General features: G+C 59.1%; 14 protein-coding genes, 1 tRNA gene and 2 pseudogenes. 3 read left to right on the forward strand and 14 right to left on the reverse strand.

Going from position 1 to position 17252, the window contains the following annotated elements:
- Positions 1 to 18: 18 nt before the first annotated feature.
- The 9 genes from AACY36_RS15960 to AACY36_RS16005 form a co-directional block, all read right to left on the reverse strand.
- Positions 19 to 1356 (reverse strand): alginate export family protein, encoded by a 1338-nt coding sequence (locus AACY36_RS15960; RefSeq protein ID WP_339419467.1) that lies wholly within the window; start codon positions 1354 to 1356, stop codon positions 19 to 21.
- A gap of 116 nt (positions 1357 to 1472) precedes the next feature.
- On the reverse strand, positions 1473 to 2735 hold the full coding sequence (locus AACY36_RS15965; protein ID WP_339419469.1) for a serine hydrolase domain-containing protein: 1263 nt from the start codon (positions 2733 to 2735) through the stop codon (positions 1473 to 1475).
- Between the two features lie 517 nt (positions 2736 to 3252).
- Positions 3253 to 3328: transfer RNA gene (locus tag AACY36_RS15975), tRNA-Gly, on the reverse strand.
- Positions 3329 to 3391: 63 nt separating this feature from the next.
- Positions 3392 to 3952, reverse strand: coding sequence for a CDP-diacylglycerol--glycerol-3-phosphate 3-phosphatidyltransferase (gene pgsA / locus AACY36_RS15980; protein WP_339419471.1), 561 nt, complete (start codon positions 3950 to 3952; stop codon positions 3392 to 3394).
- A 33-nt stretch (positions 3953 to 3985) separates the two neighbouring features.
- Complete coding sequence (uvrC, locus tag AACY36_RS15985) at positions 3986 to 5809, reverse strand: excinuclease ABC subunit UvrC (RefSeq protein WP_339428067.1); 1824 nt, start codon at positions 5807 to 5809, stop codon at positions 3986 to 3988.
- A gap of 1 nt (position 5810) precedes the next feature.
- Entirely contained in the window at positions 5811 to 6452 is a 642-nt protein-coding gene (gene gacA, locus AACY36_RS15990; RefSeq protein ID WP_003190387.1) for a response regulator transcription factor GacA, read from the reverse strand.
- A gap of 164 nt (positions 6453 to 6616) precedes the next feature.
- Positions 6617 to 6967, reverse strand: coding sequence for a helix-turn-helix domain-containing protein (locus AACY36_RS15995; RefSeq protein WP_339419476.1), 351 nt, complete (start codon positions 6965 to 6967; stop codon positions 6617 to 6619).
- A gap of 92 nt (positions 6968 to 7059) precedes the next feature.
- A complete protein-coding gene (locus AACY36_RS16000; protein WP_339419477.1) occupies positions 7060 to 7491 on the reverse strand; it encodes a GNAT family N-acetyltransferase in 432 nt (143 codons plus the stop codon).
- Positions 7492 to 8241: a carbon-nitrogen hydrolase family protein gene (locus AACY36_RS16005; RefSeq protein ID WP_339419479.1), complete on the reverse strand. Its 750-nt coding sequence runs from the start codon at positions 8239 to 8241 to the stop codon at positions 7492 to 7494.
- 610 nt (positions 8242 to 8851) lie between these two features.
- Between AACY36_RS16005 and AACY36_RS16010 the strand changes: the two genes are divergently transcribed.
- Positions 8852 to 9934, forward strand: a complete 1083-nt coding sequence (locus AACY36_RS16010; RefSeq protein ID WP_339419481.1) for a 3-deoxy-7-phosphoheptulonate synthase — start codon at positions 8852 to 8854, stop codon at positions 9932 to 9934.
- Positions 9935 to 9991: 57 nt separating this feature from the next.
- Here the strand turns inward: AACY36_RS16010 and AACY36_RS16015 are convergent.
- Positions 9992 to 10266: pseudogene (locus AACY36_RS16015) on the reverse strand (NAD(P)H-dependent oxidoreductase); the annotation flags it as partial.
- Here AACY36_RS16015 and AACY36_RS16020 point away from each other — a divergent pair.
- Positions 10258 to 10494: pseudogene (locus tag AACY36_RS16020) on the forward strand (ABC transporter substrate-binding protein); the annotation flags it as partial. The pseudogenes AACY36_RS16015 and AACY36_RS16020 overlap by 9 nt on opposite strands.
- A gap of 108 nt (positions 10495 to 10602) precedes the next feature.
- Positions 10603 to 11421: a 2,5-didehydrogluconate reductase DkgB gene (gene dkgB, locus AACY36_RS16025; RefSeq protein WP_339419483.1), complete on the forward strand. Its 819-nt coding sequence runs from the start codon at positions 10603 to 10605 to the stop codon at positions 11419 to 11421.
- On the opposite strand, the gene AACY36_RS16030 is transcribed toward dkgB, so the two are convergent.
- The 4 genes from AACY36_RS16030 to AACY36_RS16045 form a co-directional block, all read right to left on the reverse strand.
- Positions 11418 to 11846 carry a chemotaxis protein CheY gene (locus AACY36_RS16030; protein ID WP_339428068.1) on the reverse strand — a complete coding sequence of 143 codons (429 nt, stop codon included), beginning with the start codon at positions 11844 to 11846 and terminating at the stop codon, positions 11418 to 11420. The two genes, dkgB and AACY36_RS16030, sit on opposite strands and share 4 nt — an antisense overlap.
- A gap of 134 nt (positions 11847 to 11980) precedes the next feature.
- Positions 11981 to 15595, reverse strand: coding sequence for a transporter substrate-binding domain-containing protein (locus tag AACY36_RS16035; protein ID WP_339419487.1), 3615 nt, complete (start codon positions 15593 to 15595; stop codon positions 11981 to 11983).
- A gap of 1 nt (position 15596) precedes the next feature.
- Complete coding sequence (locus AACY36_RS16040; protein WP_339419489.1) at positions 15597 to 16223, reverse strand: response regulator transcription factor; 627 nt, start codon at positions 16221 to 16223, stop codon at positions 15597 to 15599.
- Between the two features lie 303 nt (positions 16224 to 16526).
- Positions 16527 to 17243 carry an MgtC/SapB family protein gene (locus tag AACY36_RS16045; RefSeq protein WP_339419491.1) on the reverse strand — a complete coding sequence of 239 codons (717 nt, stop codon included), beginning with the start codon at positions 17241 to 17243 and terminating at the stop codon, positions 16527 to 16529.
- Positions 17244 to 17252 lie beyond the last annotated feature (9 nt).

Consider the following 17252-nt stretch of genomic DNA (forward strand, 5'->3'; position numbering starts at 1 on the left):
CGCGATGGCTCGCAGCACTTAATAGCGGTAGGTGAAATACAGTTCCAGCGCACTGAACATCTGGTCGTTGCCGAACACCTGTTTGGCGGCGGCCAGTGGCTTGACCCAGTTGTACGACAGCGACGTATAGAACGACGGCGTGGGTGTCCAGTCGAGGAAAACCACACTTTCGTCAGCAAAGCGCCGATCACTGACCGGTGCGCCCATGTAGTTTTTCTCGTCCAGCCAGAACTGATAGTGAATCGCGCCGAGGGTCAGGGTTTCGTTGAGGTGGGTCTTGAGGGAGAACTGCTGGACGTTTTCGTTGCTGTTGAACAACAGGTAGTTGCCGACCACGTCCCCGACCAGCCACGTGCTCCAGTCGACGAAGCCTTTGCTCAGTGGGTCCCAGGCTTTTTGCCGGTTGTCGGTGAGGTTGTCGTCGCCGGAAAAGCTCGCGTAGCGGTAGCCAAGGACCGGCGTCAGCGGCAAGGTGTTGAAGGCATAGTCGGCCTGGGCATACCAGGCGTTGGCATCGTAGTCGACCCCCTCGCCGCTGCCGCGCTCCAGCGCGTACTCGGCATTCAGCGTCAGCGCCTGTACACCGGGCACCTTGGCGTTGAGTGCCCGCAGGTTGTACACCTGCATCCCGTCCCGGCGGCGCGGGAGCGTACTGCCTCTGGGGCCAAGGGCATTGACCTTCATGGCCATGGCGCCGAGCGTCACCTGGTCATCAACGTTGTAATCCACGTTGACGCCGGTCATGCGGAAATCGCCCAAGTCATCATCGGTGCGTAAGGTGAAGGCCTGGGACTTCAGCGCGCCATGATCCCAGGCAAGGATCGCCGAATCCTTGAAGGCGGTTCGCGGGCCGAGCCAGTAGGCGCCATCCTTGTACTGGTCGAGGTTACCGTCCATGACGATGAACCCCGTACCGATCATGTAGTTCTGGCGGCCGGCGGTGAGCGTCCACTCGCCGGCGCGAAAACCGCCGTAGAGTTCTTCGGCTGCGGCCTTGCCATCGGAGCTGCGGCTGAAGCCACCCGCGTCGCCATCGCCGAAGGTGCTCGCTGCCACCAGGGAACCGCCCGCGAGCAGGCTAAAATCCGGTTGCAACGCATACTCGAGTTTGACCCCCGGTTTTACGTAGACCTCTTGCCAGTTGATCCGGGCGCCGCCGTTTTTACCGTTGCGCGCATCGACCTGGCCGCTGCCGAAGTTGACACCACGGGTAAACAACGTCGCCCCGCCTGCCGTGAGATTGACTTCGCCCTTGAGATCGCCGTCCTCAAAGGTGTAGCCCGCGAATGCGACGTGGGTGGTCAAGGGTAAGCCGACCGCCAACAGCGCTCGAGAGAAACGCTTGCTGAATACCATAAGAAGCTCCTGTGGAATTATTGTTGTTACAGGGCAGTCAATGGCGACGCAGGGCGCCGCCAACACTTGGGCAAGCCAGGTGAATAGAACGCAAAACTCTTATTTTTTGCCGTGGGTCAGTGGCTCAAGTGGGCGGCGATCGCGCGCAGCATGCGCACGCTGTCGGTATCGAACGGGCTGACCGCATCGGTGAGCGAAGATTGCTTGACGATCACTACGCCGGACGGCTTGTCGATGAACAGGTACTGGCCGTGAATACCCCCGGCCATCAGGGCCTGGCTGTGGTCGTTGAACACGTACCACTGGCTTCGATAGGACGCACCGGGCGTCCAGTGGGAGAACTCGGCATTTTGCGCGTAGACCGCCGGATCCGCGCCGGCGGTGATACGGGCCAGCGTCTCGGGCGACAGCAGCTCAACGCCGTCGTGGCGACCGTTGTTGGCCAGCAGGCGACCGAAACGCGCCATGTCTCTCAAGGTGGCGCTGAAGCCCGCTCCGGCCACGTTACGGCCCCAGGGATCGGCCAGGAAATAGCCGTCGCGTTCGCACCCCAGGCGCCCCCAGACCTCCTCCAGCATCTGACTGCACGCCTTGCCCGAGGCACGCTCCATGACCCACGCCAAGGCTTCGGTGGTGGCCGTCACATAATGGAAAAACCTACCGTGGCTGCCGCGCTTCTTGAGGGAGGGCAAGTACTGGTACAACGATTCGAACTGCGCGTACTGCGCCGGTGCCGGTTGAAAGCCGCAGGCATAGCCGTACTGCGAGCTTTCTGAATTGGGGTCGTCATACACTTCGCTGTAGTCGATGCCCACCGCCATGTCGAACAATTGGCGCACCGTGGCATCGCCAAACGCGCTGCCCGCCAGTTCAGGCACGTAGTAAGCGGCCGGCCGCTCGGGCTTGAGCACACCGCGCGTCACCAGCTGTTCACCCAAGGTACCGATCAGCGACTTGGTTACCGAGAACATGATATGCCGGTCACAGGCGTGCTGACCGTTGAAGTAACGCTCGAACAACACCGTGTCACCCTGCATCACCAAAAAGGCGTCGGTCTGGCTGGCGACAAGGTGCTCGATCACACGGATGCCCAGCCCGCTCTCACTGTCGAAACACAGTTGATCCAGAGCGCGGGGAGCCTCCTGGAGCTGAGCGGTAGGCCCTGGCCCCGCCGACACATCAATGCTGGGGCGCAGTCGCGCCAGATGACGGAAGCCCCACTGATTGAAGGGCGCGCGCATCCAGTTGTTCCACGTTACCCGGTGTTCCAGCGCGGCCGGAAAACCCTGCATCAGCAGCGGGGCCACGCGAGTGGCCAATGAAGACTCATTGGCCTCGACGTAAGAAGTCGCAAGGGAGAATTGGGCTTTATGACTCATCGGGATAACCCTGAAGATGACTCTGCATGAAGCAGATGCAGAGAAATAATTACCCCATATAATATTTTAGTCAATAAAACTTTTTACCAAAAAAACAAATTCTGCTGCACGCTTGGATAAGCTCTACGCCGTCCTGATAAGCCCCTGCAACAGGGTCAAATTTTGAAATGCCCCATGCCTACCGATCCCATGCACCTCATCGACGGTCTTGCGCCCCTGCTGCGCCTGCCCGGCGCTGAACCGCATTCCCGCGTCGTAGGGCAGCGGCAGGTGTGACACGTCCCCCAGCAGCGGCCCAAGGTCACGCTTCTGCCGGACGATCCCGGATACAGAGAGCCTGCCAAAGCCCATGCCGTGGTACCTCTGCTGCCGATGGATACGCGGATTGATGCACTGAAAACTGCGCACATAAGAACTGGATCGGAGTGTTTTCAGGGAGGTGCGCAGCAAAAGTCATAGAACGACTTTTTCTGGACGAAAAAAATGGACCTCTTTTCAGAGGTCCATTCTTAATATGTGGAGCGGGAAACGAGACTCGAACTCGCGACCCCGACCTTGGCAAGGTCGTGCTCTACCAACTGAGCTATTCCCGCGTCTTGGTGGTGCGCATTCTATAGAAATATCAGAACCCGTCAACCCCTTGATTCAAAAAAGTTTTATTTCTTTTCAATGGTGGTGCGCAGATGCGGCCAGGCGGCGCGCAGATACTGGAGCATGGACCACAAGGTTAGGCCGGCGGCGATGAGCAGCAAGGCGTAGCCGCTCAAGACCCAGAAAGAGAAATCCGACGGGTTGGCCAGCAGAATCACCAATGCGAGCATCTGCGCAGCGGTTTTCCATTTGCCCATGTTGGAGACGGCAACGTGGGCGCGGGCGCCGATTTCTGCCATCCATTCGCGTAGGGCCGACACCACGATCTCGCGGCCGATGATCACCGCGGCCGGTAGGGTCAGCCACAGGTTGCCGTGTTCCTGAACCAGTAGGACCAGGGCGACGGCCACCATGAGCTTGTCGGCCACAGGGTCGAGGAACGCGCCGAACGGCGTGCTCTGCTCCAGCCGACGTGCCAGGTAGCCATCGAGCCAGTCGGTGGCGGCGGCAAACGCAAACACCGAGCTGGAGGCCATATGACTCCATTCGTACGGCAAATAGAACAACAGAATGAAAATGGGGATAAGCAGGACGCGTAGAACGGTGATCAGATTAGGGATATTCATCGGCACAACTGGCTACGAGGTGGAAAGGGCATTCTATTCGCTATGCAGGTTCGCATAAATCAACTCAGCGAGCTTTTTACTGATACCGGGTGCTTTGGCTATTTCGTCAATGCTGGCACGGGACAGCTCCTGCAAGCCACCAAAATGTTTTAGCAAGTCGCGACGCCGTGTCGGCCCAACCCCCGCCACCCCTTCCAGGGTTGACGTTCGCCGGGTTTTACCACGGCGGGCGCGGTGGCCGGTAATGGCGAAACGGTGGGCTTCGTCGCGGATCTGCTGGATCAAATGCAGCGCAGGCGAGTCACCCTTCAAGGTGAACTCGTGGGCGGCATCATTCAAGTACAACGTTTCGAAACCGGCTTTGCGTGTGGCGCCCTTGGCCACGCCGAGCAGGATCAGGTCGGGCACGGCCAGTTCGTTGAGCACGTCGCGAGCCATCGACAGCTGGCCTTTGCCACCGTCCACCAGCAGGATATCGGGCAGTTTGCCCTCGCCGTCCTTCAGCTTGCTGAACCGCCGCGTGAGGGCCTGGTGCATGGCTGCATAGTCATCGCCAGCGGTGACACCTTCAATGTTGTAGCGCCGGTAATCGGATTTGATCGGCCCTTCCGGCCCGAACACCACGCAGGAGGCCACGGTGGCCTCGCCGCTGGAGTGGCTGATGTCGTAGCACTCCAGGCGCTGTGGGGGCTCGTCCAGGTTGAGGACTTCGGCCAGGGCGTCAAAGCGTGCTGCGACATGCTGTCGATTGGCCAGGCGTGCTCCCAGGGCCTGTTCGGCATTGGTCACGGCCAATTGCTGCCAGCGCGCTCGGGTGCCGCGTACGCGGTGGCTGATGTCCAACTCGCGGCCGCGCAGTTCGTGGATCGCCTCGATCAGCGTGGGGAAGTCTTCATGCACCACGTTGACGATCAGCTCCGCTGGCAGGTCGCGCTCGGGGCTGCTGACGTAGTACTGGCCAAGGAACGCCGCCATGACTTCGGCGACCTCCTCGTCGATACCGGTCTGCGGGAAGAAATTCTTACTGCCCAACACCCGCCCGCCACGCACGCTGATCAGGTGCACACAGGCACCGCCCGGGTTGACGAAGGCTGCGATCACGTCCACGTCGCCGGAGCCGCCTTCCATGCTCTGCTGGTCCTGCACGCGGCGCAGCAGGGAGATCTGGTCGCGCAGTTCGGCGGCCCTCTCGAAATCCAGGGTGCTGGCGGCTTGCTCCATGGCGCTGGAGAGTTCGTCGGTGAGCGCATTACTGCGTCCTTCGAGGAACATCACCGAATGGCGCACATCCTCGGCGTACTCGGCCGGTTCAACCAGGCCCACACAGGGTGCCTTGCAGCGTTTGATCTGGTACTGCAGGCACGGCCGGGTGCGGTTCTTGTAGAAGCTGTCTTCGCACTGGCGCACAAAAAAGGTCTTTTGCAGCAGGCTAAGGCTTTCGCGGATCGCGCCGGCGCTCGGATAGGGCCCGAAATACTTACCCTTCGACTTCTTCGCGCCACGATGAATGCTCAGGCGTGGGAAATTACCGTCGGATAAATACACGTAGGGGTAGGATTTATCGTCACGCAGCAGAATGTTGTATGGCGGCCGCCATTCCTTGATCAGCGTCTGCTCGAGCAGCAACGCCTCGGTTTCATTAGCGGTGATGGTGGTTTCGACCTGGGCGATACGCGCCACCAGTGCAGCGGTCTTGGGCGCGAGACCGCTCTTGCGAAAGTAGCTCGCCAGACGGTTCTTCAGGTTCTTGGCTTTGCCGACATACAGCAGGCGCGCCTCACTGTCGAACATGCGGTACACGCCAGGGCGGCCACTGCAGGTCGAGAGGAAAGCACTTGGATCAAACAATGTGGTCATGTCAGGCGCTGGCGTCCACCATGCCGTGGCGCACCGCGAGCAGGGTCAATTCAACATCACTGCTGATGGCGAGCTTCTCGAAAATGCGATAGCGGTAGGTGTTGACGGTCTTGGGCGACAGGCACAGTTTGTCTGAAATCGTCTGCACCTTCTGGCAACCGACAATCATCAGGGCGATCTGGATTTCCCGCTCCGACAGCGCATCAAAGGGCGAGTCGCTGGTGGGCTGGAAGGATTTGATGGCCAGTTGCTGGGCAATCTGCGGACTGATGTAACGCTGGCCCGCAAATACCAGGCGAATCGCTTGCACCATCTCCGCCAGGCCTGCGCCCTTGGTCAGGTAACCGGCCGCACCCGCCTGCAACAGGCGTGTCGGGAACGGGTCTTCTTCACACACGGTCACCACCACGACTTTGATGTCCGGGTGGCTGCGCAACAACTTAGTCGTGGCGCCAAGACCACCGATACCGGGCATCTTGACGTCCATCAGCACCACATCGGGTTTCAACTCCCGGGCCTTGATCAGGGACTCTTCCCCGGACTCGGCCTGGCCGACTACTTGCAGGCCATCGATGTCAGCCAGCATTCGTGTAATGCCTGTACGAACGAGATCATGGTCATCGACTACTAGCACCCTAATCAAGCAGACACCTCGCGATATGGTCTTATAGGTTGCTGAACACCTTAGCAAAAAACCTAGGCGCAGACCTAGCTGCAAGCGTCATATATATAGCGTTAGCACACAGTAGCCGCCCAGTGTGGGCCGGGCGGCTCAATTTTCTGGGCAACAGGTCAGGAATTCCGGGGCTACGGCTTGGTTTTACCGTTAAGCGCCACACAATGCTCGGCAAGGCTAGACGTCAAACGACGGATTGCAGCCTGGTCTTCCTTGAACATCGCACGGTAGTCACCCAGCACTTTTTCTTCAATCTGGCTGAGATTCTCAAGTTGCAGGGGCGTGGTTTCACCGGTCAGCACGTACAACACGTCTACACCTCTTTCGGCGACACGCGACAAGTAGTCGGCTTTGGGCGCTCGCCCTCCGTTTTCGTACTTACCCTGTGCATTAGCTTCAACGCCGCCTATTTCACCAAATACTTTTTGCGACAGGCCAAGTCGCTCCCTTTCTTGTCTCAAACGCGAACTAATTCCACTCATTTGAATACGCATTCCTGTTTGACACGTTGAAGCGACAACAAGAAAGTCGCCTCCTGTACCCAGTATGCGCTTATTAAAATGGACCATAGGGATTAGCTCGATTGACAGGCACGCTCCATGCGCCAGAAGCAATCATCTTCACCCACAATGTTCAGCCCGCTGCGCTGATAGAGCTGCCTGGCAGGATTACTCTTGAACACCGTCAAGCGTAACAAACCCAAGAATTGAGCCTTGGCGGCCATCTGCTCCAACACCCAACTGCCCGCGCCCAGCCCGCGACACGCCTCGAGCATATGCAACTCGCGGATATAGAGCGCGCGACTGTCGCGGCTCAGGCTGATAAAGCCCAGCACGACGTCATCATTGCAGATCAGCCAGTTTTCACGGCCCGCCCAGGCAACATCAAAGCCATCGTTGGACCACACCAAGCCATATTGCACGTAGTAGCGGCTCATGGCTTCGAACGTCAACGTCCGCGCGAATGGCAGGTCGTGGTCCGTCGCCGCGCGTAAGTGGAACGCCATTTAGAGAGCTACCACTTGGCCAGCCCACACGGCGCCAACACGACGGGCAATCACCAGCGCGTCGCCAACACCGGGAGCGGCGGCCAGCAAACCGCCATCAGCCGCCCAGATGGCGCTGCGACCGGCGCAAACATAGCCCCCGGACGGGCCGCCATGGTTGGCCATCAACACCAGCAGGCCATGCTCAGCCGCATAGCCCTGGAGTAACGCGCTGTCCGTTGCGTAGCCGCCCTCGCTAACCAGCACGCCAGCGGCGTAGACAGTGGCGCCCGCCTCTGCCGCCAGGCGCGGATGACTGGCGTGTGAGAAGTCCGCGCACACGGCCAATGCTATCTGCTCATCCTCACACTCGAGGGCCGCACCGCCCTGGCCCGGGACGAACGCAACCTCTTCGCCTGGGTGCAAATGCTGCTTGGTATAGAGCGCCAGGGAGCCATCCGCGCCCAGTACCAGCGCGCCAATCAACACACCGGCATCGGGTGCGAGGCGGACAGGCATTCCCACTACCGCCGTTAATCGCAACGCCCGGGCTAGTTCACGCAGCGGCGCGAGGACTGGGTCATCTGGCGTAATCGCCAAACCGGCAGCCAATGACGGCTCGTACCCGGTCAACGAAAGCTCGGGAAATACAAGTAATTGCACGTTATGCTCGGCCGCCACGTGCATGAACGCCAGGTGCCGTTCGATATTGGCCGGCACATCACCCGCAATGGAAATGGATTGAGCCGCAGCAAGGGTCAGGGCAGTCATGGTCGCGTCCAAGCAATTATTGTCGAAGTGTTACAAGCATATCCCGGCCGATAGCAGTAAGTACCCCGGCACGATAGAAATTTCTGATTGAATCCCCCCGTGTGCCTCTAGTAAGCTGCCCCCATCATTTGGAGACATACCGTGTTGCAACTCACCCACACTCACGTTTGCCATGCTGCCAGCGCCCCGCGCCCGGTATCGGCTACCCGTGTGAACGGTTCGAGCGCTGCGGTATGCTTTTATTTTGGGTATTGGTTTAGCCACTGGCGCGCCTGATACCTGAAATCGGCGCCCACTACTCAAGGGGTCGCCTACCAGAGAAATCTAACCCCCGGTCGGCTCCCCGACCGGGGGTTTTGTTTTTTCAGGCCTCCATCAATTTTGCAAGAACACTTAAAGGACTCACGACATGAACTACGCCACCTATTACCGCTACGACACTTCCACTGCATGGCGATTTAGCAAGCTCCGTTCGGGACAGCCTGCCGCCTCCGATCGGTCACCTATTGGTGGCAAGCCAACACACGCAGCCGATACGGCCAATTGTCGAACACCCCAGTAGGGCAGAGCGCGCGGGAATAGCCCGCCGCTTGCCCAGGAAGCCTTGAATATGAACACTGCCATTGCCGCCCTGCCCCTCTCTGCCCTGACCAGCGCCAATGAAGCCCTGACCCAGCGCCTGCCCAGTTCCCTTGATTTAAAGCTCAAGCTGCCGCTCAGCCCGTTCCTCAACGAGCAGGTCCATGCCCATCGCCAAGCCGTACGCGGCATCCTCAATGGCGACGATTCACGTTTGCTGGTGATTGTCGGCCCGTGCTCGATCCATGATCCGGAAGCGGCCATGGAATACGCGCGCAACCTGAAGAAGCTCGCGCTTGAAGTCAGCGACCAGATGCTGCTGGTGATCCGCGCCTACGTCGAAAAACCGCGCACCACCATCGGCTGGAAAGGCCTGGCCTACGACCCTCATTTGGATGGCAGCGATGACATGGCTGCCGGACTTACGCTGTCGCGCGAACTGATGCGCGAAATGCTGCGCCTGGGCCTGCCAGTAGCCACCGAGCTGCTGCAACCCATGGCCGCCGGCTACTTCGATGACCTGCTCAGTTGGGTCGCGATTGGCGCGCGCACCACCGAATCGCAGATCCACCGCGAAATGGCCAGCGGCCTGGGCATACCCGTGGGTTTCAAGAACGGCACCGACGGCGGCGTGGCGATAGCCTCTGACGCGATGCGCTCGGCCTCACACCCGCACCGCCATTTCGGCGTCGACAGCCAGGGCCACCCGGCGATCATCCAGACCCCGGGCAACCCCGATACTCATCTGGTACTGCGCGGCGGTCACCGTGGGCCGAACTACGATGCGCAAAGCATGGCGCAGGTGAAACACGACTTGGCCAAATCCAAGGTGGCGGCGCGGATCATGGTCGACTGCAGCCATGCCAACAGCGGCAAGGATCCGTTGCGTCAACCGGCCGTATTCAACGACGTACTGGAGCAACGCCTGCAGGGCGACACCGCGCTGATCGGCATGATGCTCGAAAGTCATCTGTTCGAAGGTTGCCAGCCGTTGAGCGCGTCCATGAAGTACGGCGTGTCAGTGACCGATGGTTGCCTGGGCTGGAGCAGCACCGAGCAACTGCTGCGCAGTGCGGCGGAGCGGTTGCGCGGACAACGAAACATCACTGACTGATGAAGATCGATGTGTGGGAGCTGTCTTGCCTGCTCCCACATTTGATCAATGCTCGGTTCAGAGACGTGGGTACAACGCCTCATCAAACTGCTCAAGTTTCGGAAACACCAAGGGCTGCTCATCCGCCAATCCTTGCCGCCGTATCTCATACCCCAGCAGGAAATCCTGGTGCGCCTCAGCGCTGATATACGGAGCGTGCCACGCCACAAACGGCGCCAATACGTCATAGCCCCCATACGCCAGCATCCCGCGCAGAATCGGTCGCAACATATCCGCGCGCCCTAGCCGAACATATGCTCAGGCCCTCCCAAGGTGACCGTGAGCAGCGCCCGGCCCTCTTCGTTGGCGGCTTTGCCAGTACCTTCGGCGATGGGATCACCTCGCGCACCGGGCTGGCGAATAAGGGGGCGGCATCGTACCTGCGGGAATCAGCCTGCGCCGGTCACTCCCTGGATTACTTCGGGCATATCCGCCAGGACCTGTTCACCCTCGGCGCCCTGCTGCCCCCCCCCAGCGCGCAAATGTTGAGCGATGCGCTGGATGCCGACCTGGCACGCGCCCATACTCGTGACCTGGGGTAAAGAGTCCTTTTCGGATTCGGCGGTTTTTCCAGAGGAACGACGAGCGGATACTCGACTCCATTGTTTACACCCCTTCAGGAGTTACTGATGTCTATCCCAACGCAAAACGTTCCGGCCTTCGGCCTAGGCACCTTCCGCCTGCAAGGCCAGGTGGTGATCGATTCGGTCAGCACCGGCCTGGAACTGGGCTACCGCGTCATCGACACCGCGCAGATCTATGAGAACGAAGCAGACGTCGGACAAGCCATTGTCGACAGCGGCATACCGCGCGATGAGCTGTTTATAACCAGCAAAATCTGGATCGCCAATTTCGCCAAAGGCAAGCTGATTCCAAGCCTGCGTGAAAGCCTGAGCAAACTGAAAACCGACTATCTGGACCTCACCCTGATCCATTGGCCATCGCCGGAAGACCAGGTGCCTGTCGCCGAATTCATGGGCCAACTGCTTGAAGCCAAACGCCTGGGCCTGACCCGCCAGATCGGCATCTCCAACTTCACCGTCGACCTGATGAAGCAAGCGATTGCCGCCGTTGGTGCCGAGAACATCGCCACCAACCAGATCGAGATGCACCCCTACCTGCAAAATCGCAAGGTCGTGGATTTTGCCACCGCTAACGGTATCCAGATCACCTCATACATGACCCTGGCCTACGGCGAAGTGCTCAAAGACCCGGTGATTGAGCAAATCGCCGAGCGCCATCAGGCTACCCCGGCGCAAGTGACGTTGGCCTGGGCCATGCAACTGGGCTACGCGGTCATCCCATCGTCGACCAAACGTGCCAACCTGGAAAGCAACCTCAAGGCCTTGCAACTGACCTTGAGTGCGGCCGACATGGCGCAGATTGCCGAACTGGAGCGCGGCCATCGCCTGACCAGCCCGAAAGGTATCGCGCCACAGTGGGACTAGGCCACAGGCGCGCGCGATAACTCCCGCAGCCAAGGCAAAACCCGCAGGCCGGTGGTGGCTGCGGGTGGGTCGATGATGTCCATGAAGTGTTCGAGGTTGACGTTATCCGGCATGCCGGGCAGCCGTACCAGCACCGCCGGCGTTGCATCGGCGGGGGTGTTCAGATCCAGGCTCAGGTCCTGGTGATCGTAGACCAGCACATGATGTGCCTGGGGTTGGGGCCCGCAAGCGTGGACCGCCAGCCCCGCACTGATGATCAGCACGTCAAAAGGTTGGGCCGGGATAGCAGTGAGTAGCTGGACCTCTTCGAAGGTCTGCACCGGTACGATCCGGTGATACCCCAACTGGTTGAGCATTTTCTCGATGTACAGGCGTTGCAGGTGCTGCTCATCGGCAATCAGGATAGTCAGTGCTTTGTTTGGCATGGCAAACCCCTGGGCAGGCAGTGCTCGTCAGTGAGCGAGGCCCATTTTCCAGACATATACCGAAGACAAAATCAGGCTTATTACCCTTCCATGTAGGCGTTCTCCCAAATCCGCCGAATGGCTATCCAGCTCAGTCAAGCCTGCTTGCTGTGCTGGCTCAGGCTGTGGTGCAAACCATCGATGGCCGCGTCCAGCGCCTGTATCGCAGGCGCCAAAGCCTGGTGGTCATGTCTTTCACACGCCCCTTCCAAGGCTTCGCAACAGGCGACCAAACTGTGGGCCTTGACCATGCGAGCGCCCCCTTTAACGCGATGAGCCAGGTCATGCAACTTGGCGATATCCGCGTGATCTTTCAGCGTCGACAACAGCACGCGATCGTCTGCAAGACTGATGAGCAATGGCATCAGTAACTCGTTAAGCGCGGCAGTGTCACCGCCTGTCAGCGCAGTCAGCGTACTCAGGTCGTACACCGACTCGACCTCACCCTTCACGGCTGCTGCGGTGCGAGGAGCCAGCGCCGCACGCAAATCATCAAGGCCGGTCGGTTTGAACAGGCAACCATCCATGCCCGCCTGCCTGCAGCGCTCGGTTTCCTCCGGCTGGGCGTTGGCGGTGAACCCCAGCAGCAGGCACGGCACCAGACCACGCTGACGCTCTTGGGCACGGATATCACGTGCCAGCGTGTAACCGTCCATAACCGGCATATTGCTATCAGTGATGACGCCATCAAAATGCCCGGCCTGCCACAGTGCAAAGCCCTCGGCGCCATCTTCGGCCGTGACGATGTGATGCCCAAGGAAGCTCAGTTGACGAGTCAGTAACAAACGGTTGGCCGGGTAGTCGTCGACCACCAGAAGGTTCAACGCCTGCGTCGGTGGAACACCTGCGACGGAAGTCGAAACCCGTGCTGCGCGGGTCAACGCCAGCGCCAACGTCACGTCCACCCGCGTCCCCTTGCCCAGCACACTGCTCAAGTGCAGTTGACCGCCCATCATCTCGCACAGGTTGCGACTGATCGCCAACCCGAGTCCGGAACCACTGCGCGCCGACTGGTCGTTGTTACTCCCCTGGATAAATGGGTTGAACAAACGCTGCTGATCTTCAGCACTGATGCCAACCCCCGTGTCTTCGACATACAACCGTAGGTTCAAGTGGTCCCCGGCCAACGCCGGGGCGCACTGGGCACCCAGGCGCACCTGACCGGTGGCGGTAAACTTGATGGCATTCCCCAGCAGATTGGACACCACCTGCTTGAAGCGCAAAGGGTCGATGAGCACCGGGCGGTCAATCATCGGATCGAGATCCACTTGCAGCTGCAAACCTTTGTCCCGCGCCAGCCCCTCAAACACACGCGCCACAGATGCCAACAACTCGTGGAGATTGGCCGGCGCGAGGGTCAGGGACAGGTGGCCGGATTCTATCTTCGCAATGTCTAGAATATCGCCGATCAATTCCAGCATGCTTCGGGATGCCATCGACGCCACCTCCAGCGCATCCTGATCGACGCGGCCCTGCTCGGCGTTTTTCTGGGCCAATTCGATCATGCCTATCACGGCATTCATCGGCGTGCGGATCTCATGGCTCATGGTCGCGAGGAATGTGGTCTTGGCACGGTTTGCCGAGTCTGCGTCCTCCTTGGCTGTCTGCAACTGGCTCAACAGCCGCTGGCGCTCGCTCACATCCACCCAACCTGCAATCATGCCTACAACGTGGCTATTGCTATCTCGGTACGGCAGCATCCACTGGTAGATGGTTAGCACACCGCCATCGGGAACCTTGAGTACGCGATCCTGGATCTGCGGCTCCCCCCGTGCCATCAAGCTCAAGTATTCGGCGTGGAACGACTGCGCCTGGGGCGGGTTGCCCGTATCGGTTTGCACCACGGTCTTGCCGATCACGTCCTCCAACTTAAAGCCAAATACATCGAGGTAAGCGTTATTACAGGCCATTAACCGGCCCTGGCGATCGCGCACGTAAATCGGGTGCGGAGTGCCGTCGATCAGAACGCTCATGAACCGCATCTGGTCGCTCAGGGCCCGTTCGGCCTGTGTGCGCTTGTGAATCAGGTTACGCAGGTAGAGCACCCAGCCCAGTGTGATCAGCAGCAGCAGCGCGGCCAGGCCAAACCCTTGGATAATCACGTTGCGATGGCTGATCCAGTAGCTGTCTTCGATGATGATCTCACTGCGCCAACGGTTGGTCAGTTCGTCCATTTCTTCAGGCGTGATACATAACAGCGCCTTTTCGAGGATCGAATACAGCTCCAGTTGGCTGCGATTGACACCGAAGGCAATGCGCGCTGGCTCCGTACCGACGGTGCTGGTGATACGCAAGCGATCACGGTAATGGCGCGCAATCATGTAGCGTGCACTGATCAGCGAAATAACGTTCGCATCGACGCTGCCCTTGGCGACCAGATCCATGGCCTGCTCGGGGTTCTCGACATTGACAAACTCGATGCCTGGATAGTCCCGGGCAATCTGCACGGAGAGCGTGCTACCGGCGAGCAATGCCAGGCGTTTTCCAGGCATGTCCTCCAGCGTCACCAGGCGTTCGTCACCGGTACGCGCCACTAACACATAGGGATTGGACAGATAAGGCCGAGTGAAGCGCAGCTTTTCGGACCGCTCGACGCTGGGCGTGATCACCGCCAGCATATCCACTCTGCCGGTACTGACCTCTTCAATCTGCTGAGGCTGCGAACTGCCTGGCACCACTTCGAACTTCAAGCCCGTAAGCAAGCTGACGCGCGACAATACCTCGTCACTCAAGCCCACAAACTGCCTTTGCTCATTAAAAAAAGACAACGGCACGAACTTATCGAGCACTGCAACTTTCACCCGTGGGTGCTTCTGCAGCCAACGCTGCTCACTCTCACTCAAACGCAAACGGTCGGCAGCCAGGAAACCGCTGTCACCGGCACTCCAGCGGCGCAGGATCTCCATCTGCTGGTTGGCCGGGATAACGGCCAGCGCTTCGTTGATGATATTCAGCAGGCGCTCGTTGTCCTGGTTGAAGGCAAACCCGAACGGGTTGACCTCCAGTGCGGAAAAATCTGCCATGCGGACGTTATTGAGGTGGTTCTTGTTGATCAGATAGCGGGTGCTGATAGCGTCGCCCAAGTAGACATCCGCCTGACCGAACGCCAAGGCGCCGATAGCCTGGTGCGTCGAGCCGTACAGCTGCAGTTGCGCGTGGGGGTAAAAGGCCTGGACAGCGTCAGGCTGCATATAGTGGTAAAGCATCGCGACGCGCTTTCCAGCCAGGTCGGCGCTCAATGAATGACTGTCACCCGAGCGGGTCACCAGCACGGGTTGATCACTAGCGTAGGAACGCGACAGTATCAGTGCCTTATCGGCCGCTTCGTAACCGTTGGCAGACCCGACTAAATCCACCTCACCGAGTTTGAGCGCTTCGATGACTTCATCACGAGTGTCGTAGCGTCGAACCTCAATAGGAATGTTTAAAATCAGGCTGATCAGCCACGCATAGTCAGCTGTAATGCCTTCAAAGTCGTTTCCGTTGGACCGGTCGAAAGGTATGTAGTCAGGTGCTGACACCCCCATCACCAACATCCGTTGCTCGCGCAGCCAGCGCCAGTCACTTTCCTCAAGTTCCAGACGTGGGTTTTCCAGCGTTGAATGGCCGAACAGCCGCAGTGTATGTGGCTCATCCAGAGCCATCGCTGCACAGGGCAACAGCCCCATCAGCAGGATGGCCATGAAAATCAACAGCCGGGAGATGGTCATTTCAGATCAGATGATTGCGCTGGGCAAACTTGGACAGGTGCACCACCGAGGACATACGCAGCTTCTCCTTGAGTCGTGTCTTATAGGTGCTGATGGTCTTGTGGCTCAACAACATCTCCTCAGCGATTTCCTTGTTGCCCTGGCCCAGCGCCAGTTTTTGCAATACCGTCAATTCGCGATCCGACAGCGCGTGCACCAGTTCTTGCTCGGTGGTCTGCAAATCATCACGGCGCACCGAACTGGTGGCCACGCTGGGGAAGCAGCTGTAACCGGACCTGATCGCCCTGATCGCCTTTTGCAACTCGTCCAGTTCACCGGTCTTGTTAACAAAGCCCATGGCTCCGGCGCGCATGCAGCGGGTAGAAAAGAACACCGCCAGGTACGAAGTCAGCACGAGGATTTTACAGGGCAGTTCCAACGCCTTGATCCGGCTGATCACCTCCAGCCCGCCAAGCTTGGGCATCGCCAGGTCAAGGATGACCAGGTCCGGACATTTCTCACGAGCAATCTGCATGGCGTCTGCACCGTTGCCTGCTTCATATATTTCAAAGAATCCTTCCTGCTTCAACAGGTACTTCACGGTGGCACGTATAAAAGGGTGATCATCCACAATTAAAGCTTTGCTCATAAGACTCCCCGAGGGATCAGTACGCTTACATATCACACGGGACCTATCTACCTGTGAAAAGTAACAGTTCCGACAAACGGTGCTGATTACTCTGCTTGACACTTCAGGCAGTACAGACCCCTACTTTTGATAAAGCACGGTAAACACGTAGAGCCGCGCCCTTGTTCCTGAGGCGCAAGCGCGCAACCTTAGCAACGTCGCGCCTTATCAAATGAAGGGATCATCTCGATTGCTTGTAGGATTTTTCCTCGTAGTAGCATAGTCAGCTTTGCGCGGGACAGAGCCTGGCAGCCGGGGGGGGGGCTACTCGGTGGTACTCGGACTCCAGAACGCCTGCACCACCAGAGTCGACATCGATATCCTTTCCACCAGCGCGTCCAACTCGTCACCGTCGACCGACGTCACGGCCAGGGTGGCTTCGATTTCTACTTCCTCCGTGCCAAAGGGGCGCACGTCAACATCGCTGGCTGGGTAATTGCAACGCGCCAGCTCAGCTTCCAACAAGGCCAGCACGGCTTTCTGCTGGGTACGTCGAGCGATTACATACAAGATATTGGTCACCTCCGCCGACACCACATCCAGCGGCTGGCGGTTGATAGTGTTAACGATCGGCCGCAGCAAGGTATTGGCCGCCAGCACGAACAGCGTGCCCAGCAGCGCTTCGAGGATCAGGTCGGCACCCGCGCAGGCCCCCACTGCCGCCGACGCCCAGAGCGTGGCGGCGGTGTTGAGCCCGCGCACATTGCCTTCTTCACGCATGATCACACCGGCGCCGAGAAAGCCGATGCCCGACACGACATACGCCACTACGCGCACCGCACCTTCCGCACCGCCGAGACGGTTGGCCATGTCGACGAAAATCGCCGCGCCCACCGCCACCAGCACGTTGGTGCGCAGACCTGCAGTGCGCTGGCGGTATTGACGCTCGAAACCGATCAGGCCGCCAAGGATGAATGCCGCAGTGAGGCTGACCAGGGTGTCGATCAGGGAATTGAGGTTGATGTTGTTGATTGCTTGCAAAGGAAATCG

The sequence above is a fragment of the Pseudomonas sp. EA_15y_Pfl1_P101 genome, from assembly GCF_963970835.1.
In the GTDB taxonomy this organism is placed as follows: Bacteria; Pseudomonadota; Gammaproteobacteria; order Pseudomonadales; family Pseudomonadaceae; genus Aquipseudomonas; species Aquipseudomonas tritici.